At 44.7% G+C, this 18,947-nt stretch carries 22 protein-coding genes; 13 read left to right on the top strand and 9 right to left on the bottom strand.

The genetic code is table 11. The features are described 5' to 3' along the window. Positions 1-106: 106 nt before the first annotated feature. Both LACSTY_RS14770 and LACSTY_RS14765 read right to left on the bottom strand, forming a co-directional pair. Entirely contained in the window at positions 107-730 is a 624-nt protein-coding gene (locus LACSTY_RS14770) for a transposase (RefSeq protein WP_087912752.1), read from the bottom strand. Next, positions 727-1,068, bottom strand: coding sequence for a transposase (locus LACSTY_RS14765; RefSeq protein WP_087912751.1), 342 nt, complete (start codon positions 1,066-1,068; stop codon positions 727-729). Before LACSTY_RS14765 ends, LACSTY_RS14770 begins: the two co-directional genes overlap by 4 nt. A 444-nt stretch (positions 1,069-1,512) precedes the next feature. Here LACSTY_RS14765 and LACSTY_RS11520 point away from each other — a divergent pair, with 444 nt between their 5' ends. The 8 genes from LACSTY_RS11520 (at position 1,513) to LACSTY_RS11490 (ending at position 4,980) form a co-directional block, all read left to right on the top strand. Beyond that, positions 1,513-1,737, top strand: a complete 225-nt coding sequence (locus LACSTY_RS11520) for a Blp family class II bacteriocin (RefSeq protein ID WP_225362697.1) — start codon at positions 1,513-1,515, stop codon at positions 1,735-1,737. Positions 1,738-1,754: 17 nt separating this feature from the next. Beyond that, on the top strand, positions 1,755-1,964 hold the full coding sequence (locus LACSTY_RS11515) for a Blp family class II bacteriocin (RefSeq protein ID WP_087912749.1): 210 nt from the start codon (positions 1,755-1,757) through the stop codon (positions 1,962-1,964). Between the two features lie 126 nt (positions 1,965-2,090). Continuing rightward, complete coding sequence (locus LACSTY_RS14700; protein WP_087912748.1) at positions 2,091-2,474, top strand: transposase; 384 nt, start codon at positions 2,091-2,093, stop codon at positions 2,472-2,474. Positions 2,475-2,954: 480 nt separating this feature from the next. Continuing rightward, positions 2,955-3,152, top strand: coding sequence for a ComC/BlpC family leader-containing pheromone/bacteriocin (locus tag LACSTY_RS11510; RefSeq protein ID WP_087912747.1), 198 nt, complete (start codon positions 2,955-2,957; stop codon positions 3,150-3,152). A 27-nt stretch (positions 3,153-3,179) separates the two neighbouring features. After that, positions 3,180-3,338 (top strand): class IIb bacteriocin, lactobin A/cerein 7B family, encoded by a 159-nt coding sequence (locus LACSTY_RS11505; RefSeq protein ID WP_087912746.1) that lies wholly within the window; start codon positions 3,180-3,182, stop codon positions 3,336-3,338. A 405-nt stretch (positions 3,339-3,743) separates the two neighbouring features. Further along, positions 3,744-4,187 carry a hypothetical protein gene (locus tag LACSTY_RS11500; RefSeq protein ID WP_087912744.1) on the top strand — a complete coding sequence of 148 codons (444 nt, stop codon included), beginning with the start codon at positions 3,744-3,746 and terminating at the stop codon, positions 4,185-4,187. 104 nt (positions 4,188-4,291) lie between these two features. Continuing rightward, positions 4,292-4,588 (top strand): hypothetical protein, encoded by a 297-nt coding sequence (locus tag LACSTY_RS11495; RefSeq protein ID WP_087912743.1) that lies wholly within the window; start codon positions 4,292-4,294, stop codon positions 4,586-4,588. A gap of 107 nt (positions 4,589-4,695) precedes the next feature. Then, a complete protein-coding gene (locus tag LACSTY_RS11490; RefSeq protein WP_087912742.1) occupies positions 4,696-4,980 on the top strand; it encodes a hypothetical protein in 285 nt (94 codons plus the stop codon). A 1,807-nt stretch (positions 4,981-6,787) separates the two neighbouring features. Here the strand turns inward: LACSTY_RS11490 and LACSTY_RS11485 are convergent. Then, complete coding sequence (locus tag LACSTY_RS11485; RefSeq protein WP_087912740.1) at positions 6,788-7,594, bottom strand: response regulator transcription factor; 807 nt, start codon at positions 7,592-7,594, stop codon at positions 6,788-6,790. A 1-nt stretch (position 7,595) separates the two neighbouring features. Next, positions 7,596-8,897, bottom strand: coding sequence for a GHKL domain-containing protein (locus LACSTY_RS11480; protein ID WP_087912739.1), 1,302 nt, complete (start codon positions 8,895-8,897; stop codon positions 7,596-7,598). A 167-nt stretch (positions 8,898-9,064) separates the two neighbouring features. On the opposite strand from LACSTY_RS11480, the gene LACSTY_RS11475 reads away from it, so the two are divergent. The 4 genes from LACSTY_RS11475 (at position 9,065) to LACSTY_RS11460 (ending at position 14,577) form a co-directional block, all read left to right on the top strand. Beyond that, entirely contained in the window at positions 9,065-9,211 is a 147-nt protein-coding gene (locus tag LACSTY_RS11475; RefSeq protein WP_191981858.1) for a bacteriocin-like peptide, LSEI_2386 family, read from the top strand. Between the two features lie 313 nt (positions 9,212-9,524). After that, a complete protein-coding gene (locus LACSTY_RS11470) occupies positions 9,525-11,717 on the top strand; it encodes a peptide cleavage/export ABC transporter (protein ID WP_087912738.1) in 2,193 nt (730 codons plus the stop codon). Positions 11,718-11,728: 11 nt separating this feature from the next. Then, entirely contained in the window at positions 11,729-13,108 is a 1,380-nt protein-coding gene (locus LACSTY_RS11465) for a bacteriocin secretion accessory protein (protein ID WP_087912737.1), read from the top strand. A 113-nt stretch (positions 13,109-13,221) separates the two neighbouring features. Continuing rightward, positions 13,222-14,577, top strand: coding sequence for a threonine/serine exporter family protein (locus LACSTY_RS11460; RefSeq protein WP_087912736.1), 1,356 nt, complete (start codon positions 13,222-13,224; stop codon positions 14,575-14,577). Positions 14,578-14,865: 288 nt separating this feature from the next. Here the strand turns inward: LACSTY_RS11460 and LACSTY_RS11455 are convergent, their stop codons facing one another. Together LACSTY_RS11455 and LACSTY_RS11450 are read right to left on the bottom strand one after the other, a co-directional pair. Continuing rightward, a complete protein-coding gene (locus LACSTY_RS11455; RefSeq protein ID WP_087912735.1) occupies positions 14,866-15,843 on the bottom strand; it encodes an aldo/keto reductase in 978 nt (325 codons plus the stop codon). A 301-nt stretch (positions 15,844-16,144) separates the two neighbouring features. Beyond that, positions 16,145-16,312: a hypothetical protein gene (locus tag LACSTY_RS11450; RefSeq protein WP_155807535.1), complete on the bottom strand. Its 168-nt coding sequence runs from the start codon at positions 16,310-16,312 to the stop codon at positions 16,145-16,147. A 295-nt stretch (positions 16,313-16,607) separates the two neighbouring features. Here LACSTY_RS11450 and LACSTY_RS11445 point away from each other — a divergent pair, with 295 nt between their 5' ends. Further along, positions 16,608-16,898, top strand: a complete 291-nt coding sequence (locus tag LACSTY_RS11445) for a bacteriocin immunity protein (RefSeq protein ID WP_087912734.1) — start codon at positions 16,608-16,610, stop codon at positions 16,896-16,898. A 15-nt stretch (positions 16,899-16,913) separates the two neighbouring features. On the opposite strand, the gene LACSTY_RS11440 is transcribed toward LACSTY_RS11445, so the two are convergent. From LACSTY_RS11440 to LACSTY_RS11430, 3 genes are read right to left on the bottom strand one after another with little or no spacing between them, the layout of a single operon-like run. Continuing rightward, entirely contained in the window at positions 16,914-17,717 is an 804-nt protein-coding gene (locus LACSTY_RS11440; protein WP_087912733.1) for a hypothetical protein, read from the bottom strand. A 30-nt stretch (positions 17,718-17,747) separates the two neighbouring features. Then, positions 17,748-18,533: a hypothetical protein gene (locus tag LACSTY_RS11435; protein WP_087912732.1), complete on the bottom strand. Its 786-nt coding sequence runs from the start codon at positions 18,531-18,533 to the stop codon at positions 17,748-17,750. Further along, positions 18,530-18,862 (bottom strand): PadR family transcriptional regulator, encoded by a 333-nt coding sequence (locus LACSTY_RS11430; RefSeq protein ID WP_087912731.1) that lies wholly within the window; start codon positions 18,860-18,862, stop codon positions 18,530-18,532. The genes LACSTY_RS11435 and LACSTY_RS11430 overlap by 4 nt, the downstream gene beginning before the upstream one ends. Between the last annotated feature and the right edge of the window lie 85 nt (positions 18,863-18,947).

Raw genomic sequence — 18,947 nt, 5'->3', positions numbered from 1 at the left:
TCCAGCCAAAAAATAAACGTCGCAAAATCGGCTTTTTTCGTTGAATTTTGTCGTCTTTGGTTAAATTCACTACGAAAAGTTCAAAAATACCGACGTTTAAAATTAATTAATCAGATGAACTCAAACCTCGTATATTGTGTTTAGGAAAGCTAGCACCCATAAAAAGTTTAAATATATCGACTGTGAATAAGTCGAAGAAATGGAGGAAACGCCATGCAACAATTCGTGACGTTGGATGATAGCCGACTTGGTCCGCTTCATCATCAATCAGCACTGAGGCAATGACGCCGTCGTCCATTTTTTTGAGCCGTTGGTTGGCTTTTAAACGGACGATGAAGTAAAAGTTGCGACTTGTACAGGCTTCATAAAAAGTGGGAACCGCAAACCCTGAATCGCCACGGACGATGACCTCGATGGCGGGATCCAGTTCCTCAAGGTGATCAAATGTCCGTTGAATAAACGGATCGGCATCTTTGCCAGTATAGGTATTTCCCGGGCGCACGCACGCATCAAGCAAGATACTGCTGGTATTGTCAAAGGCGACCTGCGGATGATAACCCTTCGCCATATAATGCGCATTAAACGCGGTCGCTTCTTGATGGCCATAGGTATCTAAGTGGGTCGAATCAATGGCCAAAACAAACTGGCGCTGCCCAGTGAGCTGAAAGGCCTTAACCGCTACCTGCCAAAGCATCTCGCGCAACTCATCGAGATTTTCCGGTGTGATCATGGCAAAAAACGAGAAATTGATGGTTGCGAGACAAGGTTTTGTTTACCTAGGATCGCTGTCAGTGCCGGATCACGTTGAAAATCATTGGCATGAACATTGTGATGATAACCGGCCATGCTAAGCAAGATTTTTTGAAAACAAATATCGGCGTAACTGGCAGTGAAGCACTTGCGTTGATCGACAAAATGAACCGTTTGGCGCAACAGTTGGTCGAGATGAAGTCGATGGCAAAAATCGATCAGCAGGGACAAGCCGGCATCATTGGTGAGTTGACCGCCATCACAAGTAAGTTGGATATTAGGATTGCATTGAAGTTGTACAGCAGATAGAGTATACATTGTGTTAGGTCTCCCGTTTGTTTATTTCCTAGTCGAATCTACAATACCACGAGACCGTACTCAGTGGGTGAAAAACACAGACGGCGCAACTTCATGCCAGTCGTGAAGTTGCACCGTCTTTTTGTAGTTGTATGAATTATTCAGGTTAACTATTGCTTTTGTAAAGTGTGTGCATGCAGAGTAACACGCATGCAACAGACAGGGTGAGACCAATTCCACCGATGCTAACAGTGTTGTTAGCATCGAAATTGATGGCTGCAATTAGACCGGAAAATATAAGCAAAAAGTTGATATAAATGCCAGCATGCTTTTTGTCCTTATACGTTTTGACTGAATATGTCATTGCAAGGATGAACCCTGCCAAGGAAATCGCAATAGTTACATAATTCATTATAGTTCTCATTCAGTTTACCTCTCGTTCTACTCTCACTAGGAGGTGTGATTTTGATTATTATAGCAAATAAATTCCCTACAATCATGGATTCCGAACTTACTGACGCTGTAGGTGGACGTAATACATGGCAGCAGAATGTTTCTGGTGTTGCAGGTGCTGCTGCTGGTGGTGCCGCGTTAGGTGCCGTCGTAGGTGGCCCTGCTGGCGCTTTCCTAGGTGCTCATTACGGTCCCATCCTATGGACGGCTGTAACTGGATTTACTGGCGGATTTTAAATCAGGAGGTTTTATTTATGAACACTGTTTCCGATCGTTTTAACACTGTTACGGAAGACGAATTGAGCGTTGTGTCTGGTGGCAACGCTTGGGGTAATGCAGTAAACGGAGCTCTAAATGGAGCAGCGACCGGAGCTAGGTTCGGTAAGAATCTCGGTCCTTGGGGAATGATCGGTGGAATGGCGCTTGGCGCCGGTATTGGCGGTTACTTCGGTTACAATGGATGACAAGTTAGAGATTAAAGAAGCTTCCCCCAACCGGGAAGCTTCTTTTTATATTCAAAGCTTCATCCGATCATTTCAAATGGCACCAGAACACCAGAGCAGACGTGGGATTTCAATAAAGACGCGGGCATGTTCGTTTGTCCCGCCGGTTTTATGGCGACACGGGTTGGACGAACAGGGAAGAAAAACCGAGGCGCTAATCAGGTACGGACCTACTTTTTTGATGTGAACAACTGTCAAGTATGTCCGCAACGCCAAGGCTGTTATAAGCCCGGCACAAAAACAAAAACTTACAGTGTTTCGATTAAATCCCAAGAGCATCAAGAGCGGCTGATCTTCCAGGCAACCCAAGTCTTTCAAGAGACCGCCAAGTTGCGGTATCGAATTGAAGCAAAGAATGCCGAACTCAAAACCAAACATGGCTATCGACAAAGCTGGTCGAATAACATCGAAGCCATAACGCTCTTTTATGCCAATATGGAGCGAATCATGAAACTAATGGAAAAAAAGTAAGGGGTAAAAGTCCCCTTTAAAGGACAAAAATCCGGAAAGATCTGACACAGAATCAGATTTTTCCGGATTCGTTTATAACACCTAGCTGAAGAAAGACTACTTTTCCAGCAACCTCGTTTTTTTCATCAATTTTTGAAGTACCTTGACGCGGCACACATGATATCAACAACATATTTACGAAAGCGGCAATTAATTTCAGCAACCGGCAAAGGGACTTGCTGAAATTAATTGCTGCTTTTTTAAGTTCTCCGGGGACGGATGAAGCTAATGGATTCAAAAATTAACGTAGCAAAATCGGCTTTTTTCGTTGGATTTTGGTTTGTTTGGTTAAAACCACTGCGAAAAAACTGAAAATACCGACGTTTAAAATTAATTGATCAGATGAACTCAAACCTATCGTATATTGTGTTTAGGGAAGCTAGCACCCTAAAAGTTTAAATATATCGGCTGTGAACAAGTCGAAGAAACGGAGGAAACACCATGCAACAATTCGTGACGTTGGATGATAGCCACCTAGAACGAATCAGTGGTGGCAGCACTGATAATTTCTGGACTTACATTGGCATGGGACTTGGCGCGATTGCCAGGAACTGGGCTCAAGGAGGTTATTTATCACCTGCAATGAGCTATGGCATCGATATGATCAATGAACTCAAACGGAAGGGAAGGCTGGCGTAAGGCTAGTCAAAAGAAAGGATGAGCGTGATGACTAACTTAAAAGACTCCGAACTTTGCCAGATTAATGGCGGTTTCGCCCCTATCGTGATTCCGGTAGCAACGATTCTAGGCATTCTGGCGACAGATGCGTTTAATCATGCTGACCAGCTGATTGATGGGTTTAAAAAAGGCTGGGAGAGGCCGTAACGAGTTCAGGATGGGGTTATGAAGAGAGACAAAAGGGGTAGCCATTTTAGGAAAATGTGGCTTTGGGGCTGCAAAAGAAGGAGCTATTAGATTCCTCTCCGGTGCATCTATCGGGTCTCTCTTTGGTTTTGGTGACACTGTCGCAGGAATAGTTATAGGCGGCATCGGGAGCGAATTCACTTATATGGGAAAAACGGCTGTGTTTGATCATAAGCGACTAAAACAACCGCCTTCTATGTGGATAGTCCAGCTTTGTTTGTTCATACTACTGTGGATAATCTGTGATAGCGAAAGTTGGCAGATATTTGCGATTATTCTTGTTGCAATCCTAGCCAATTCGTATGATTTTTTGCGAAAACTATTCACAATGACATGGGAGTATGAACGTCAACGAAACAACAAGGAATGATCACATTTAAAAATATGTTTATATGCAACAAGGCTTGGAAGGACTTAGTAGAAATCGTACGGCGATCATCTGTGAATGCCATTCAGAAGGATGAAATGAGAGGAAGATACAATGTGTTTCGCGAAGGCTTTCGTGCAAATCATGAGCTGGGAATGCCATATCATTTTTATTCTGCGCTAAAGGCGGTTACTCTTGCAATCCCAGTAGCGACTTTTGTGGGAACATTAAACGGGTCTTGGTCAAATTATGGGTTGATTCCAGGATTGTGGATGTGGGTATTCTTATTTGGAAATTATGAGTGCGGCATTGTAAAGCGCATCAAAGCACGTACGCTCCAAGAACTGAGACCGTCGAAGAAAGAATGGGTCCTCAGAGCCTCCATTTCTGCAGGAAGTTCATTGCTCTTTGCAACGATCAATCTCAGTTTGATCAATGGTTAATTGCAAAAACACGTTAACTGATGGTGCGTAAGATGAACTGAGAAGTTGTGCTTGTCTTAGCTTCAAATGCTTGCGTTGATTTTTAGTAGTGGTGGTTTCGAAAAATGACGGATATTTTGTTAGTGACAGGAGTAGCGATTGCTGTTTTATTCTTTTCTTTCCTGGATGTTGGTTACGCACTTTATCTTACATGTAAAATGAAGAAATGCATTATCGAAATCCAGTCGATTCAAATGCGAATGAAATTAACTGACTGGCAAGTGAACGAGATGACAGCCGGACTTTTTCATGAAAAGGTGCGTGTTAAGTCGGATGGGTCGTTGGACTTGTCAAACCTAATTTCTCGCAAAAAGATCAAAATGTTATGCGAATTATTGCAAACGCTCGATAGAGTCCGCTAAAAGTATCTGAGCAATTTGGGCGAGAGTCATGGTGGGAATCTAGGATTCTTTGACCAGAAGACGGTTTTAAAGATGATACGAACAAAGTGATAGCAGGAGAGGAAAAAATGGTATCTAAGGATAGGCTAATTGGAACTATGGAGAAGCTAAGCATTGAGTTGAATAGGCATCACACTCATTCAGAAACGGCAAGGTTTGTTAGCCAGGAATTAGAAGTGCTGAAAAAAAGCAGTGGACTTGCTTTCCCTAACAAACTTCAATATTTCTTTAACCATGCGCCCGTCGTAAAGTTTTCTGATAGCATTTCGTTTAGTGAAGCAGAAAAAGACCTTTGGGATTGCGTCTTCGAGTATAAACAATTGGGCAACTACAGCTGGATTGCAAGTGAATGAATTGATGTTGGTGTTTCTTAGCATTAATTCCTCCGCTATTGTTTGACTTGTCGATAGCACGTGATCCAGTATCGTCATCCAGTATCAAGAAGCGCCTTGAATCAATAAACTTTCTAAGGGCCCCTAAATTTTTTGAAATGGAAGAAATTTCGGGGCCCTTTTTTGCATTCGCCGCGATGGACTGATTATGCGCATTATATCGCGGGCGTTGTAAAATAGAGCTCGAATCGTGTCAATGCCATGACAGCAGAAACTGTAGTAGTGCCTGTTTACACGTTGGTGGTGATGGCGAATCTAACTGATTTTCTAGTATCACGTGGAACAAGTTCGTTCATAATAAGACGAGAGACCGTACTGTTTTAAATCAATTACAAAGTGATCGCGGGTCTGGCAATTTAGCTCCCAAAAGTACCATCCACTAAGATATACTGCCAAACAACGCGGCATTTAGTTCATGCAACTAGAAAACATCCCTTCCCCAAAAATGCGAAAGACAATTAGGAGAGCAAACATGACAACCCAACAAAAATATCAACTTGGATTATTTGTTTTTCTTGGCCTTATTTGTACGTTCAATTTTGTAACAGCCACTGCTCCATCCTCAAGATCACTCAATATTGTGTTAATGATTTTTTGTATAATAGAAGTTTTTCTTACTATTCGTAGCAAGAAATAGACGGGGATGCTGGACAAGTGACAGAGTTAGTTGAAAAAACCAGTAAAGATCGCATCAGATCGCTTAATGAGTAAACAGCTAACCAAATAACGAATTGACGAAAAAATAATGCAAGGTTATGCCAGTGTCGAAACTGTCACAACCTTGCATTATTTTCGTTTTTAAGCTTTTTACTGATTTACTTTCTTGTTTGTCGCAAATGCCGTGGCAAGCGGTCTCCCAGAGCGTGAGAGCTTCGGTATAGAACGCGATCCATGAGCATATTGAAAAAATTACGAGTACCCAAAATCGCGACTCCGATCAGAAAATGCTTAAGTTGTTTTAAACGACCAAATATGATCTACGCTCTTTCTGATATTGCTACAAAAGATGAGCAACGGTTAACGTGTAAGCTCTCGCAGCCGTTTTTGTTAACTTCTGCAACCGTCGATTGCAGAGATTCCTCCTACTATCCATCCGAGAGGGTTTCCGGGAATAGATGCAAGTCCTCCCAAGATTCCTAGGCCACACTTTTGTCCACCCTTGCCAAGGGGTCTGATACCTGGCGAATAATCCACGCCATCTGTCATCTGATCTCTTTTCACAATATGATGTGCGGACGCACTTGTTCCCGCCTCGGAGGCACTTACGGAAACGATTGGTGCACTCGTTAAGCATATGAAAGTGATCGTTGCGAATAATAATGTTTTTTTCATATAAAAACCTCTCCTTTAAATCTTTTCTCATGTACTTTCATGGTTACGAAGTTGCGGTTCATTCTTAATTGAAAAACCAGTAGTTTATGTGGCGCTCCCTCCATTTTCTCCGACTGATTTACAGCCGGTATATTTTAAACTTTTAGGGTGCTAGCTCCCTAAACACAATATATGATAGGTTCGAGTGCCCGTGGGCAATTAAATTTAAACGTCGGTAATTTCGAGTTTTTCGTAGTGTTTTTGGCGGAAAGAACCAAAATCCAACGAAAAAAGCCGATTTTGCAACGTTTATTTTTGACTGTTTCGAAAATGATATTACAAGCAATGCGCATAAAAGGTGTTTTAGACAGGAGAAAATTTCGAGAGCTTTTTTCTGGAAACCTTCAAGCTAAATCATAAAGAGTTACTTGTCTCAGAAGATTAATAAACGTCACGCCTAAGCGTCATCCGCCAGATTGTTATCTTCAGCATGTGAACGATTAGCCGCGGCCATGAGTCTACGTAAAGCTGAAACCTTACGAATACTGACTTCAAGTTTATCCTGATTATCCATGTAAACGAATCGACCAGTTGCGTTCAATTTGTGAACGTGAAGGGGGTTAAGTAGGAAACTTCGATGGCAGCGAAATAAGGTTGGATATCGACTTGCAACTTCTTTTAAGTTTCCCGGGAAAGTCGTGGTTTCATGTTTGGCGTGCAATTCGAGCGTGCTAGGTGTACCAAGCACGGTTTGAATGTACAGCACGTCGTCTAGCGGAAGTGAAAAGAGATTGGCTCCAATCTGGTAGCTGAATAGCCGTGGAGATTCGAGTTGACGTGACCGTAATCGCTTTATCCCTTGAACAAGATTGGTACGCAGCCGCGTTTCAACTTCTGCAGGCACACTTTTATCCACTAAGTCTAAAGGCAGAATCTTCTGGGATAGAATGGCCAGTGCTTGTTCGGTGTGGCTGGTAATGAACATGATGTCTGCATATAGGGAATGTTTCCGGACAATGTTGGCAATATCAATACCATTGATAGAGGATCCGGGAATATCAATGTCCAGCAGAAAGAAGCTGTCATTAATTTGCTGCAAATCAATGGCGTTTAACAGATCTGTAGCAGATTGTGTAGCAATTTTAATTTCGGCATGCAATTCTTCAATCATGATGTAGTTGTTTAGTGTCTTTTCGATGAACCTCAGGAAGGTAGCATCGTCTTCCAAGATGAAGATTTTTAAGGTTGTACGGTTGGTGGTCATATCATGAATCCCCTATGAATAAAGTGATTTTCAGCTGTTGGTTAATAACAGATTTTCTGATAAGGATATTTTTGTTTTGTTGCATGAGCTCATTGATGATGGACAAGCCATTGCCATGTCCGTCGCCCTTAGTCGTAAAGTCCTTCTTTTCGAGATTTGCCAGATTAAAATCAGGATCGACATCGTTTATGACGCTGACTTCTAGACCTTGCTCCAAGGCAATTAACGTGACGTTGAAGCGATGATGTTTAATTCTGACCGTTTCCTCTAGAGCATTGTCGATCAAAATGCCAAGCGCCCTGATAATGGCAAAACCAAGGCCACTTTCTAGCGGTTGAATGATTCTCTCTGTTTGGACATTCATGATGACATTGTGGTTCATTGACTCAGCCCATTTTAAATAAAGGAGGCTTTTCAATGGAGCACTTTTAATTGATGTAAAGGAACTTTTGCCTAATTCTGCCTGATTCAGCGATGCTTGGGCTCGGGAGAGGATGGCTTGGGTATCCGGAGAGATGGTTGAAGAGGATTGCTGCAGAGACAGTTGAAGCGAGGCTAACAAATTTTTGTAATCGTGTAGAAGCTTATTCGTGTTTTTTTGTTGTTGGCTCAAGGTGGTGTAATACGCCCGCTGAGAAGCCTCGGCGCGTTTGATCCAGGTGAGTTCAACATAGTAACTGAACGACTTCAAAATCAAGAAAAGTGAATATAAGTTGATGATAATTGACAGCGTAAAGATACCGAGAATAAGCAAGTCCAACATGATGCCGATGTTGACTAAATTAGATATCGCCTCAAAGCAGTACAACGAAACGCATGTGGCACCTGTATAGAGAATAACTGATTTCTGGAGATGGTTTTGCTCCCTGATGAGCATTCGTAGCTGGTCAAGTTGCGTTTGTTTCTTTACTAAGAGCCATATCACAATCACTGCTAATATTGCAGTTAGAATCAGTGTGGTAACCACACTGATTAAAATTAGGTGTTTTATACCTGCCGCAGCGAAAGTTCTTATGACACAGGTTTGAATCGTGATGATGATGAGATTAACTTCCATAAAGATAAAGACCCAGAATTTGTCAGAACTTTGGTTCGTTTTGGATATATACCATGCATAAATTAAGCAGAAACTGATTTCTCCATAAGTTAGAAAAAACAACGAAAGCGTCGTTCCAGTAATTGACCATAAAGCAACGTGAAGCGGACGGATACGGCAAAAGAAGATATACGAAAGAAACCCAATGCCAAAAATGAAGACTGGCCAATTTATAAAAAAGTATATATGACCGGGAAGACTGACCATAATAAAAACACCCATTTCCTTGAGAATAGGCCAATTTATTTTTTGCATTCGTGTCATAACACGACGTTAATTGGCCAAAACACGACGTTAATTTTTTGTTTAACAACAGCTGTGCCATTCATGCTAGGCTGATGGTATCAAAATAAACTGTCTAGGAGGAACTTACCATGACTGACCAAAAGAGTATTCAGAAGGAGACAACCATGTCCGATTACAACCTTTCGCAAGTGCGCGGAGGCACCAATCGTGTCTCGAGTCAGCCGTTTGAGGATTTAAAAAGTTGGATTGCTGGTCTTTTTCGAGGAAAACATTAAGGCGTGCAGGAAAGAGACCTGCTTTTGGGCCTGATATCTTCGTCAAGGATGCATGAATGAAGCAGCGGATAAGCCACTTTTATTAAATAAAAAGTAAATTGTGATTTTTATTTAATATTAAATTCTCTATTTTAAGATGCTATTGGTTCTCAGCAGAGTCATATTACCATAAATTTGTTTTCGTGGCAGTTAATATGCTTAACCTTAACAACTATGATAAAAGGGTAAGCTCCGAGCAAACTTGTCGCATCTCTCTGCGAACTGTTGACGTGGCAGTCTTTACAATCTGAAATCCAATAAGAGGAGGCCGTGGATGTTCAAATACAAATTCAAACTAGGCCAAGCAACATACTACAAACGTCATTACACGCCTCAGGTGGATGAGCGTGATTGCGGCGTTGCGGCGCTTAATATGTTGCTGAAGTTTCATGGGTCCGACTATTCGCTCGCCCATTTACGGCAATTAGCGAAGACCGATCAGGAAGGAACGACGGCGTTAGGCATTGTTCGGGCTGCCCAGGAACTTCATTTTGAAACCAAGGCAGTTAAGGCGGATATGACGTTGTTTAATTTAGATGATGTTTCATATCCGATCTTGGTACATGTTTTGAAGCGTGGCGAGCTGTTGCATTATTATGTCGTGTTTAAGGCAACGAAGGATCATATCTTAATTGGTGATCCTGACCCTTCAGTCGCAATGACCTGGCTTTCAAAAGAGGAGTTTGCCAAGGAGTGGTCGGGGGTGGCTATCTTTATTGCTCCTGAACCGCAATATCAACCGCGCAAAGAGGACAAAGGCAGTTTGTTTGCCTTCGTGCCGTTGCTCGCGCGGCAAAAAGTGATCATTGCCAATATTATTGTGGCGGCTTTGTTGATCACGGTGATTAGCATTGTTGGGTCGTATTTTCTGCAATCGATCATTGATACCTACATTCCAAGTGCCATGCGGACGACGTTAGGGATGATCGCCAGTGGGCTGATTCTCGCTTACATCCTTCAATCTGTTTTGACGTATGGTCAGAACTTTTTGATGGCGGTGCTGGGCCAGCGGTTGTCGATTGACGTTATTTTGGGTTACGTTCGGCATCTGTATGAATTACCTATGTCTTTTTTTGCAACACGTCGAACCGGGGAGATTGTGTCGCGGTTTTCGGATGCCAATAAAATTATCGATGCCTTGGCGAATACGATTATGACCCTGTTTCTTGACGTTTGGATCGTGCTTATTTTAGGCATTGTTCTGGGCATTCAAAATACTACATTGTTCCTGGTGTCCTTAATTGCGGTGCCTTGTTACTTGGTGATTGTTTTCGCGTTTCAACGTCCTTTCAATCGGCTGAATCAAGAGACAATGGAAAGCAATGCCATTTTGAGCTCATCGATTATTGAGGATCTGAACGGTATTGAGACCATTAAGTCGCTGACAGGTGAAAAGGTCAGTTATGAGCGGGTTGACCGTGAATTCGTCACGTATTTAAAAAAGTCATTCAATTACACGAAAGCCGACCAGCTTCAACAAGCTATCAAAGGGTTGCTGAAGCTCGTCTTGAATGTGGTGGTGTTGTGGATTGGAGCGAGTCTGGTGATGGCTAACAAGATGAGCTTGGGGCAGATGCTGACGTTCAATGCGTTGCTGTCGTACTTCACCAATCCGTTAGAAAGCATCATTAACTTGCAACCTAAATTGCAAATGGCCAAGGTGGCGAATAATCGGCTGAATGAGGTTTATCTGGTTGAATCTGAGTTTAAAGAACAGCGCCATCTGACCGATCGCCGCCTGATCGATGGTGCCATCAACGTGGATGATGTTTCCTTTAAGTATGGGTTTGGGCAGGACATTTTAAAGCATGTCCATCTTGAGGTGCCCGCAAATGCCAAATACACGATTGTCGGCATGAGTGGCTCGGGTAAATCAACTTTGGCCAAATTATTGGTCGGTTTTTACCCGATCGAAACAGGCAGGGGAAAAATCACCTTTAATGGCGCGCAGATCAATGATGTGGCGCTCACGACGCTGTGGCAATATATCGAGTATGTGCCGCAAGAGCCGTTTATTTTTTCCGGATCGGTGATGGAAAACTTAACGTTAGGCAGTCGTGCCGATTTGACGCAGGCGCAACTCGAAGACGCATGTGCCGTTGCGGAAATTGCCACGGATATCATGAATTTGCCGCAAATGTGGCAGACCAAGCTCACGGAAAGCGGGAGTATTTTATCAGGCGGGCAGAAGCAGCGCTTGGCGATTGCGCGGGCGTTGTTGTCGCCGGCCAAAGTGCTGATTTTTGATGAGTCGACTAGCAGTTTGGATACCATTACGGAGCGGCGGATTGTGGATCGGTTGTTGGCAATGAAGGATCGAACGATTATTTTTGTCGCCCACCGACTCACCATCGCGGCTAAAACCGAACAGATTGTGGTGATGGATCATGGAGAAATTGTTGAGCAGGGCAATCATGCCGAACTGCTGGCGAAGCAGGGATATTATGCGCGGTTGGTGAGTGAATAAGGAGGTTGACGATGATTGATCTTAAGAAACTAGAGACCACCGAGTTTTATAACCATCGTTACCGCAATTTTTCGACCATGATTATCTTGCCGACAGCGATTCTGTTTATAGGCCTGTTGCTCTTTTTCATTTTTGCTAAACGCGAAGTGACCGTGACAACGGCGGCGGAAATTGCCCCAGTTAAAACGGCCGTGACCATTCAGGGGACAGCGGCGAATCGGATTGTGACGAATCATATGAAGGAAGGCAAGCGGGTCAAAAAAGGCGAGACGCTGCTGGTGTATCACGACGTAGCCAATCCTGCACAATTAAAGGTGTTGAACCAACAGTTGGCCACGTTAAAAGATCAAAAAGCCCAATTGGACACACTCAGCCGGAGTATTGCGGCCAATAAGGATCTTTTTAACAGTGCCGACAAGTTCGGCTATCAACAACAAGTGCGCGACTATCTCAATCAGCGCCGAGTTTATGAACTAGAGTCGGAGGCCGTGAATGCGACTCAAAACGTGGCGAATGCCAAGAACAAAGAAATTGATCAATTGTTACGGACTAGTATGCAAGCCAGCGAGGATAAAATAGCAGCGATTCGCGAAGCTCAAAACGCCATCCGAACCGATCAGCCGCTAAAAGCCGATCATGCTTACAGTTATCTTTATGGGCAATATCAAGCCGAAGCGGAAAACACGGAGTCGGCTAATCTTGCCAACTTAAAGGGTCAATACCAGTCACAGCTGCAAAATCTGCTGACAAGTGAAAAAGAGGCGCTTGCTGCACTGAAAACCCAACGCGCCAACCAAAAGCAAGCCGATCTGTCTGCACAACAGACGAGTCAGAATGAGGCGAAGTTGGCTTCTTTACAAAATAAAATGCAGCAAACCATCGCGGCAGAGCAGCTGAAAGTGCAACAAGCCACTCAAGAAGGTGAGGCAAAACTCACGGCACTTAAAGATCAGCGCAACAATTATCAAGTCAAGGCACCAGTCAGCGGTATTCTGCACCTTGAAGCGTCTTTAAGTGGCAACAAGTACATTCCGACCGGCACTGTCTTAGCCCAGATTTTACCGGACTTGGCTAAGCAAAAAGAAGCTGATTTGAAACTGGCAATTTCGCCGGCCGAGGTCATGAGCCTAAAACGTGGCCAAAATGTGCGCTTACGAATCGCTCGGAACGTACCGACGCCTATGACGATAACCGGCCGGATTTATGCAGTTGACGTTGCACCGACCGTGAATCCCAAAACCGGCAACTACTTTAAAGCCCAGGCTAGGGTGCACTTGTCTAAAACACATCAACAGTCGCTCTACTATGGCATCGCTGGAGAAGCAACCGTTATTACCGGCACAAAGACGTATTGGCAGTATTTTGTTGATAAAATGTTCAATCGCCAGTAACAAGTGCGGCGATATTTTTAAAATAAGCCAGCAAAAGTTGTGCTAAAATAGTGAATGTTTCTTTTCATTTTTCAAAACGAATATTCCTATAAGAAGAAGGATTGGCACAAGTTATGACGTCAAAAAGTCATCAGGCGGCGCAGGGGAATCCACCGCTTTCAGAAAAACACCATATGCAGATTCCTTGGTATGACGTCATCGTTAGCGAAGAACGTCAGGCGGATCATGCAACGCTTGAAGAACGGGCATCACTTGTTGGCCGAGTTGGCATTATGTTGCTAGCGTGCGGCACGGGAGCGTGGCGGGTTCGGGAAGCCATGAACACGGTGGCGCGAGCCTTGCGGATGTCGTGTTCGGCTGATATTGGGTTAATTTCATTGTCGTATACCTGTTTCAGCAATAACCACGCTTATTCCGAAGTGCTGTCGTTGCCGCAAAGTGGTGTGAATACGGACAAGTTGGATGCGCTAGAACGATTTGTGCGCGAGTTTGATGCGCAGTATGCCAAAGAGACGGTACGAGATATTCATCACCGGCTTGATCAGATTCAGAAAATGTCCGGCAACTATGATCCGCTTCGTGCAGGTCTTGCTGCGGCATTGGCCTGCTGTGCCTTCGTTTTCCTGCTTGGTGGCGGTCCGATTGAGATGATTTGTTGTTTTGTCGGTGCGGGTATCGGTAACTGGCTGCGTGGGATCATGATTCGGCGCAATTGGACGTTGTTGGCGTGCATCGGGGTCAGTGTTGCGGGTGCCTGTCTGGTTTACTTTCTTGTTTTCCGAGGCCTGGAAATGAGCTTGGGAATTGCTGCACGGCATGAGGCTGGCTATATCGGTGCCATGTTATTCGTCATTCCAGGCTTTCCATTCATCACCAGTATGTTGGATATTTCCAAGCAGGATATGCGCTCAGGCATGGAGCGGCTGTTATATGCCTTGATGATCACGATTGTCGCTTCATTGGTTGGGTGGTTAGTGGCCATGGTGGTGCACTTGCGCCCAGAGAATTTTGCCGATTTAGGCCTTAATCCGGCACTTTTACTGGTTTTCCGACTCATCGCCAGTTTTTGTGGGGTTTTCGGTTTCTCCGTGATGTTCAACAGCCCGCGGCGCATGGCAGTTCAGGCTGGTTTGATCGGAGCCGTCGCCAACACGTTGCGGCTTGAACTAGTGGATTTAAATACGATTCCGCCAGCTGCGGCAGCGTTTATCGGTGCCTTGGTGGCTGGTTTGATTGCCTCGGCGATCAACCGGGTTGACGGCTATCCGCGAATTTCGCTGACCGTGCCATCAATTGTGATCATGGTTCCGGGCCTTTATATTTATCGGGCTGTGTATAATATCGGTCTTAACAACATCGGGGTTGGCGCGGAGTGGATGACCCGCGCGGCGCTGATTATCATGTTTTTGCCACTGGGCTTATTTACCGCGCGTCTGATTATGGATTCGCGGTGGCGGAAAAGCGATTGAGCCTCTAGTCATCCGAAGCACACAAACAACCCCCACTTTGCCTGGCAAAGTGGGGGTTGTTGCGTTGATTGCTTGAATGATTTGATTTGTCAGCAATGAAACAAATCGTTATGTCGCAACAGCGCTGTTGCCAAAGAAAGCTGCCGGCAGCGATGAGTGGTGCATAAATCCTGATGCCACCTAGCTAACATGTGAGCTGGCCTTGATCACACTTGGGTGGCGTGTAAATGTACCCTTACATCAATATAAATCGGTGAGCGGCAGCTTTTGACAACAGTGATGAAGCTGTTACCATTCGTATCCAACTGGATTTTTGATGAGGCGATCATACACATCTTTGACCACTGCCATCTGTTCAGGCGTCAGTGGCGGCACGTCCGCAGCATCGGTGTTGCGTTCGATTTGGGTAGGGTTGCTGGCGCCCGGGATGACGGCTGAAACAGCATCATACATTAAGATAAAACGCAATGCGGTTGCGGCGAGATTATCGGAGCCAAGTCGTTCCTTAAGTTCACGGGCAGCTTTAACGCCGGTCAAATAATCGACGCCAGAGAAAGTTTCACCTTTGCTGAAGTGCTCGCCGTGGCGATTGTTGGCTCGTTGATCTGTCGGGGCAAATTTGGTGTTTTCATCGAACTTGCCGGTTAGTAAGCCGCTTGCTAATGGGACGCGAGCGAGAATGCCAACATCATGCTGCTTAGCAAGCGGGAAGAAGGTTTCGGCAGGGCGCAAGCGGAACATGTTGAAGATCACTTCAACGACAGCCGTGTCATAATCCAAAGCCTTAATACCTTCCTCGGCGCGCTCGATGCTGACACCGTAATGCTTGATCTTGCCGGCTTTTTGCAAGGCATCCAGTGCAAAGAACGTTGCGGGTTGGTAATAGACCTGCATTGGCGGGCAGTGCAACAAGACAATGTCCAGACTGTCCAAGCCCATATTTTGTAATGATTCATCGACATAGCGGCGTACATGATCAGGATCAAAATGCTCGGCAGTCAACGGTTCTTCTTTACGGCCGATTTTGGTCGTGAAATGAACGTCGGGATGCTGTTTGACAAAAGCGCCGACCATTTTTTCGCTTTCACCGCCTTGATAACCATCGGCAGTATCAAAAAAGTTGACGCCATGAGCATAAGCTTCTTCCAAAGTTTCGCGCGCAACCTTGGCATCAAACGGCGCACCCCACTTGCCGCCTAATTGCCAAGTGCCAAGGGAAACTTCACTCACTTTGTAGCCGGTTTTGCCTAATAAACGATATTTCACTTGAAAGATCCTTTCTTAACCTGAATACGATTTCCAATTTTTGTAACAGCAGGCGCGACACTGATTAAAAGCGGATCGCGCTGTCTTGGTAGCTATCCATTGCACTAAGGTTCGGTCCCCAAAAACTTCACGAAGCGAGACGTAACACCATCTCAACTTTACAAATAATTTTGTGTCGATGCAATACGGATTTAATAGGATTGGCTGCAAGAGGATTAGGGAGTTTCGGGCAGACACGAGAATTGGACATTCAAAAACCCATCGCAATAAAATCCGCGATGGGCTCAGGCTCGAACAAGATTTACGCCTCCTTATGGAATAGGTATCCCGAGATCCAGACGATCAAAAAGAACACGACTCCAGTAAACAGATTTCTGAAGACCTGAAAGTGGCCGCCTAAAAATAAATCAACGCCAAAAAGGAAAACCGTGAAAACACAGGTACTGATAAGCGCTTCTTTTGCGTTCATGATGAGCAGCCACCTCGTAAATTTTGCCCTAGGGTTGGTTCGACAGCGAATTTGTAGGTTGAATCGGTCATATGCGCCCTCCCGTTGCTTTGCAATGAATGCTTTTACTAACCCTCAGTTTGCGACAAAACCGCCGCGTTGTGACAAAATTTAAATAAACGTTGGGTTTTCCAAAATAAACGTTGCGTTATTTTTCAAGTTGTCAAAACGACACGTTCTTCTAGACAAAAAGCGATGTAACATTGCATCAAATACGGTAAAGCGCTAAACTGCACTCATCCCGGAGGTGCCCAAAATGAATAAAAAAGAAACCCAGTTATTTCAGGCGATTGACACAGCTTACAACGATCCTGAAATGACGGCCTACCCACAAATTCGGCGTGACTTATTAATGGCAGCCCAAGAATTGCAAAACGGGACGGCTCATCAGATAGTTGCGGTTAAGTTGAAGCGGACGATTTCGCGGTACGTTTTGCTGAACCATTTGCAAATGCCGGCTGCGGCGGGACGACTCTTTACAGCAATTGGACCGATGGGTGAACGCTATAACGGTGAGGCGAGTGTTTTTAGTCTATTTTTTAGATAAAGATGGAAAAGGCGACTAAGAATGGATGCTAGTGCCGTTTGTTGATGAATGCAGCGGATCGGGCCGGTAGAAAAGCAAGCCAAGCGCGCAAACGATTCCGGCGATGCCCAGGATGACCGTTAATTCAGAAGACGGCAAAGCAAGGCCGAGCACGGCGATTAGCCACACGCCGGTCCAGCCGAGGAAGATGAGAAAAATCGGCCGTAACCACAGTGCGCAAGCTAGATTAATAGCACAAAGAATCGCAGAAAATCTGATGAGTGTCGGACTGGAAATAGCAAAGGGTGCCACGCCACGGAACAGGTATCCCGTCAAAAAAGGCACCACAAACATAAGCACTAATAATATCCATAATCCAGCGATTGTCTTCCGCGAAAGTTTGTTAAAGAAAATGCCACGGGCAAACGAGGCGCCAATCATGAGTAAGGCAAAGAAATTAATGCCGATCACATCGCTTAGGCTAAAACGCAAACTGGGGCTAATCAACATGATTAATATATTTTGAATGAGCAGAAACATGAGCAGTGGCCAATACATCGTGAAAAGATAAGTGATTGAGATGTGTGGCAGCTCTTTTAAAATATTGTCGGCTGCCGCTTGAGGATCGTCACTAAAGAAGGATGCTACTTTATGACCATTCTGTTGTGCGTCAATCAACGTTGCCAATAAGTCGCTAATAGCCTGTTCAATGGCATAAGGGTCTTTGCGCAGATCACCGCGTAAATATTGGATGACTGTTTCGGTGTAGGTGTAGTCCGTACCGTGAATCTTTTTGAGTTGTTGATCATTGGCGGTGCGAAGTTGGGTTAATTTTTTCATGAGGTGTCGCCTCCTTGAAACTTGGCTGAGTTAGACAGGTAACTGTGATTTCGGCTCGGGATGATAGAACAGCAAAAGGGTGGCAACGAGCACGCCGGTAATCGCGATTCCCACAGTTAATGCCGAAGTGGTCAACAACATGCCAATGAATGCCAGCAACCACACGCCGGCCCACGCGAGGAACAAATAAGCAATTTTGCGAAAGCCCAAAGCACCGATTAGATTCAGCACGAGGAAGCTAACGCTGAAGAGCATAAGCGTTGATCTGGAAACTGAAAAAGGTGTGCGTCCAGCTACCAAATAGCTGAGTATCAGTAACGCAATTATCATCATGGCAAAGCCTAACATGGCACTATAAACGGTTTTACGCGAGAGTTTGTTGAATGAGAGGCCGCGGGCAAATGGCACATTGACGAAAGCAAAGGCAACCGTTAACAGTGCAGCAATATTGCCTAAGGATAGCTGAGTTTTTTGACTAGCTAACATGATAAAAGAACTAACGGTAAAGAAGAACATGATTACTGGCCAATATTGATTTGAGAGGTACCAAGCAGGCACAGGTGGTAGCTCCTCTAGAATCTGATCCGCGGCCTTTTGAGGGTCATCGCTGAAAAAGCTTGCGACGCGGTGGCCGGACTCTTGGGCGTCAATGAGAGTCGCCAGTAAGTCGCTAATAGCCTCTTCAATGGCATAGGGATCTTTACTTAACTTGCTGCGTAAATAGATGATGACGGATTCCGTGTAGCTATAGTCCGTCCCGTGAATCTTTTTGAGTTGCTGGTCATTGGCAGCTCGGAGTTGGTTTAATTTTTTCACGACGATTCGCCTCCTTGGTTGAGATTGGCCATGGCCTGAACCAGTTGATGCCATTGTTGTTGAAAAATGGTGAGTGTCTTTTCTCCTTCATCGGTGAGATGGTAGTATTTGCGATCAGGGCCATTGCCGGTTGGTCGGCGGACACCGATGATGAGTTTATTTCTCTGCAGCTTCAACAGTAAGGGATAGATGGTGCCTTCAGGAATGTCGCCAAACCCAAGCGCGGCCAGCTTTTCGTGTAAAGCGTAGCCGTAAATATTGCCTTGCTGAATAATTTTCAAGATGGCGCCTTCTAGAATGCCCTTCAGCATTTGCGATGAAGGTTGCATGGCCTCGCCTCCCTTGATACCTTGTTAAGCATAGTATAATCATGACGAGATACCTTGTAAAGCAAGATATCTTAGTTAAAAAAAC

Origin of the sequence: Lacticaseibacillus styriensis, assembly GCF_030770295.1 — a bacterium.
Taxonomy (GTDB): domain Bacteria; phylum Bacillota; class Bacilli; order Lactobacillales; family Lactobacillaceae; genus Lacticaseibacillus; species Lacticaseibacillus casei.
The sequence above is the reverse complement of the archived record's forward strand: the minus strand, read 5'-3'. Positions and strand labels throughout refer to the sequence as shown.

Bases quoted from the DNA above. Each gene is read 5' to 3' on its own strand.
- LACSTY_RS11465 (WP_087912737.1), top strand. From the start codon at position 11,729: ATGATTGATCTTAAGAAACTAGAGACCACCGAGTTTTATAACCATCGT.
- LACSTY_RS11485 (WP_087912740.1), bottom strand. From the start codon at position 7,594: ATGACCACCAACCGTACAACCTTAAAAATCTTCATCTTGGAAGACGAT.
- LACSTY_RS11495 (WP_087912743.1), top strand. From the start codon at position 4,292: ATGACGGATATTTTGTTAGTGACAGGAGTAGCGATTGCTGTTTTATTC.
- LACSTY_RS11440 (WP_087912733.1), bottom strand. From the start codon at position 17,717: ATGAAAAAATTAACCCAACTTCGCACCGCCAATGATCAACAACTCAAA.
- LACSTY_RS14770 (WP_087912752.1), bottom strand. From the start codon at position 730: ATGATCACACCGGAAAATCTCGATGAGTTGCGCGAGATGCTTTGGCAG.
- LACSTY_RS11445 (WP_087912734.1), top strand. From the start codon at position 16,608: ATGAATAAAAAAGAAACCCAGTTATTTCAGGCGATTGACACAGCTTAC.
- LACSTY_RS11500 (WP_087912744.1), top strand. From the start codon at position 3,744: ATGATCACATTTAAAAATATGTTTATATGCAACAAGGCTTGGAAGGAC.
- LACSTY_RS11470 (WP_087912738.1), top strand. From the start codon at position 9,525: ATGTTCAAATACAAATTCAAACTAGGCCAAGCAACATACTACAAACGT.
- LACSTY_RS11430 (WP_087912731.1), bottom strand. From the start codon at position 18,862: ATGCAACCTTCATCGCAAATGCTGAAGGGCATTCTAGAAGGCGCCATC.
- LACSTY_RS11510 (WP_087912747.1), top strand. From the start codon at position 2,955: ATGCAACAATTCGTGACGTTGGATGATAGCCACCTAGAACGAATCAGT.
- LACSTY_RS14700 (WP_087912748.1), top strand. From the start codon at position 2,091: ATGTTCGTTTGTCCCGCCGGTTTTATGGCGACACGGGTTGGACGAACA.
- LACSTY_RS11505 (WP_087912746.1), top strand. From the start codon at position 3,180: ATGACTAACTTAAAAGACTCCGAACTTTGCCAGATTAATGGCGGTTTC.
- LACSTY_RS11515 (WP_087912749.1), top strand. From the start codon at position 1,755: ATGAACACTGTTTCCGATCGTTTTAACACTGTTACGGAAGACGAATTG.
- LACSTY_RS14765 (WP_087912751.1), bottom strand. From the start codon at position 1,068: ATGTATACTCTATCTGCTGTACAACTTCAATGCAATCCTAATATCCAA.
- LACSTY_RS11475 (WP_191981858.1), top strand. From the start codon at position 9,065: ATGACTGACCAAAAGAGTATTCAGAAGGAGACAACCATGTCCGATTAC.
- LACSTY_RS11490 (WP_087912742.1), top strand. From the start codon at position 4,696: ATGGTATCTAAGGATAGGCTAATTGGAACTATGGAGAAGCTAAGCATT.
- LACSTY_RS11450 (WP_155807535.1), bottom strand. From the start codon at position 16,312: ATGAACGCAAAAGAAGCGCTTATCAGTACCTGTGTTTTCACGGTTTTC.
- LACSTY_RS11480 (WP_087912739.1), bottom strand. From the start codon at position 8,897: ATGGTCAGTCTTCCCGGTCATATATACTTTTTTATAAATTGGCCAGTC.
- LACSTY_RS11460 (WP_087912736.1), top strand. From the start codon at position 13,222: ATGACGTCAAAAAGTCATCAGGCGGCGCAGGGGAATCCACCGCTTTCA.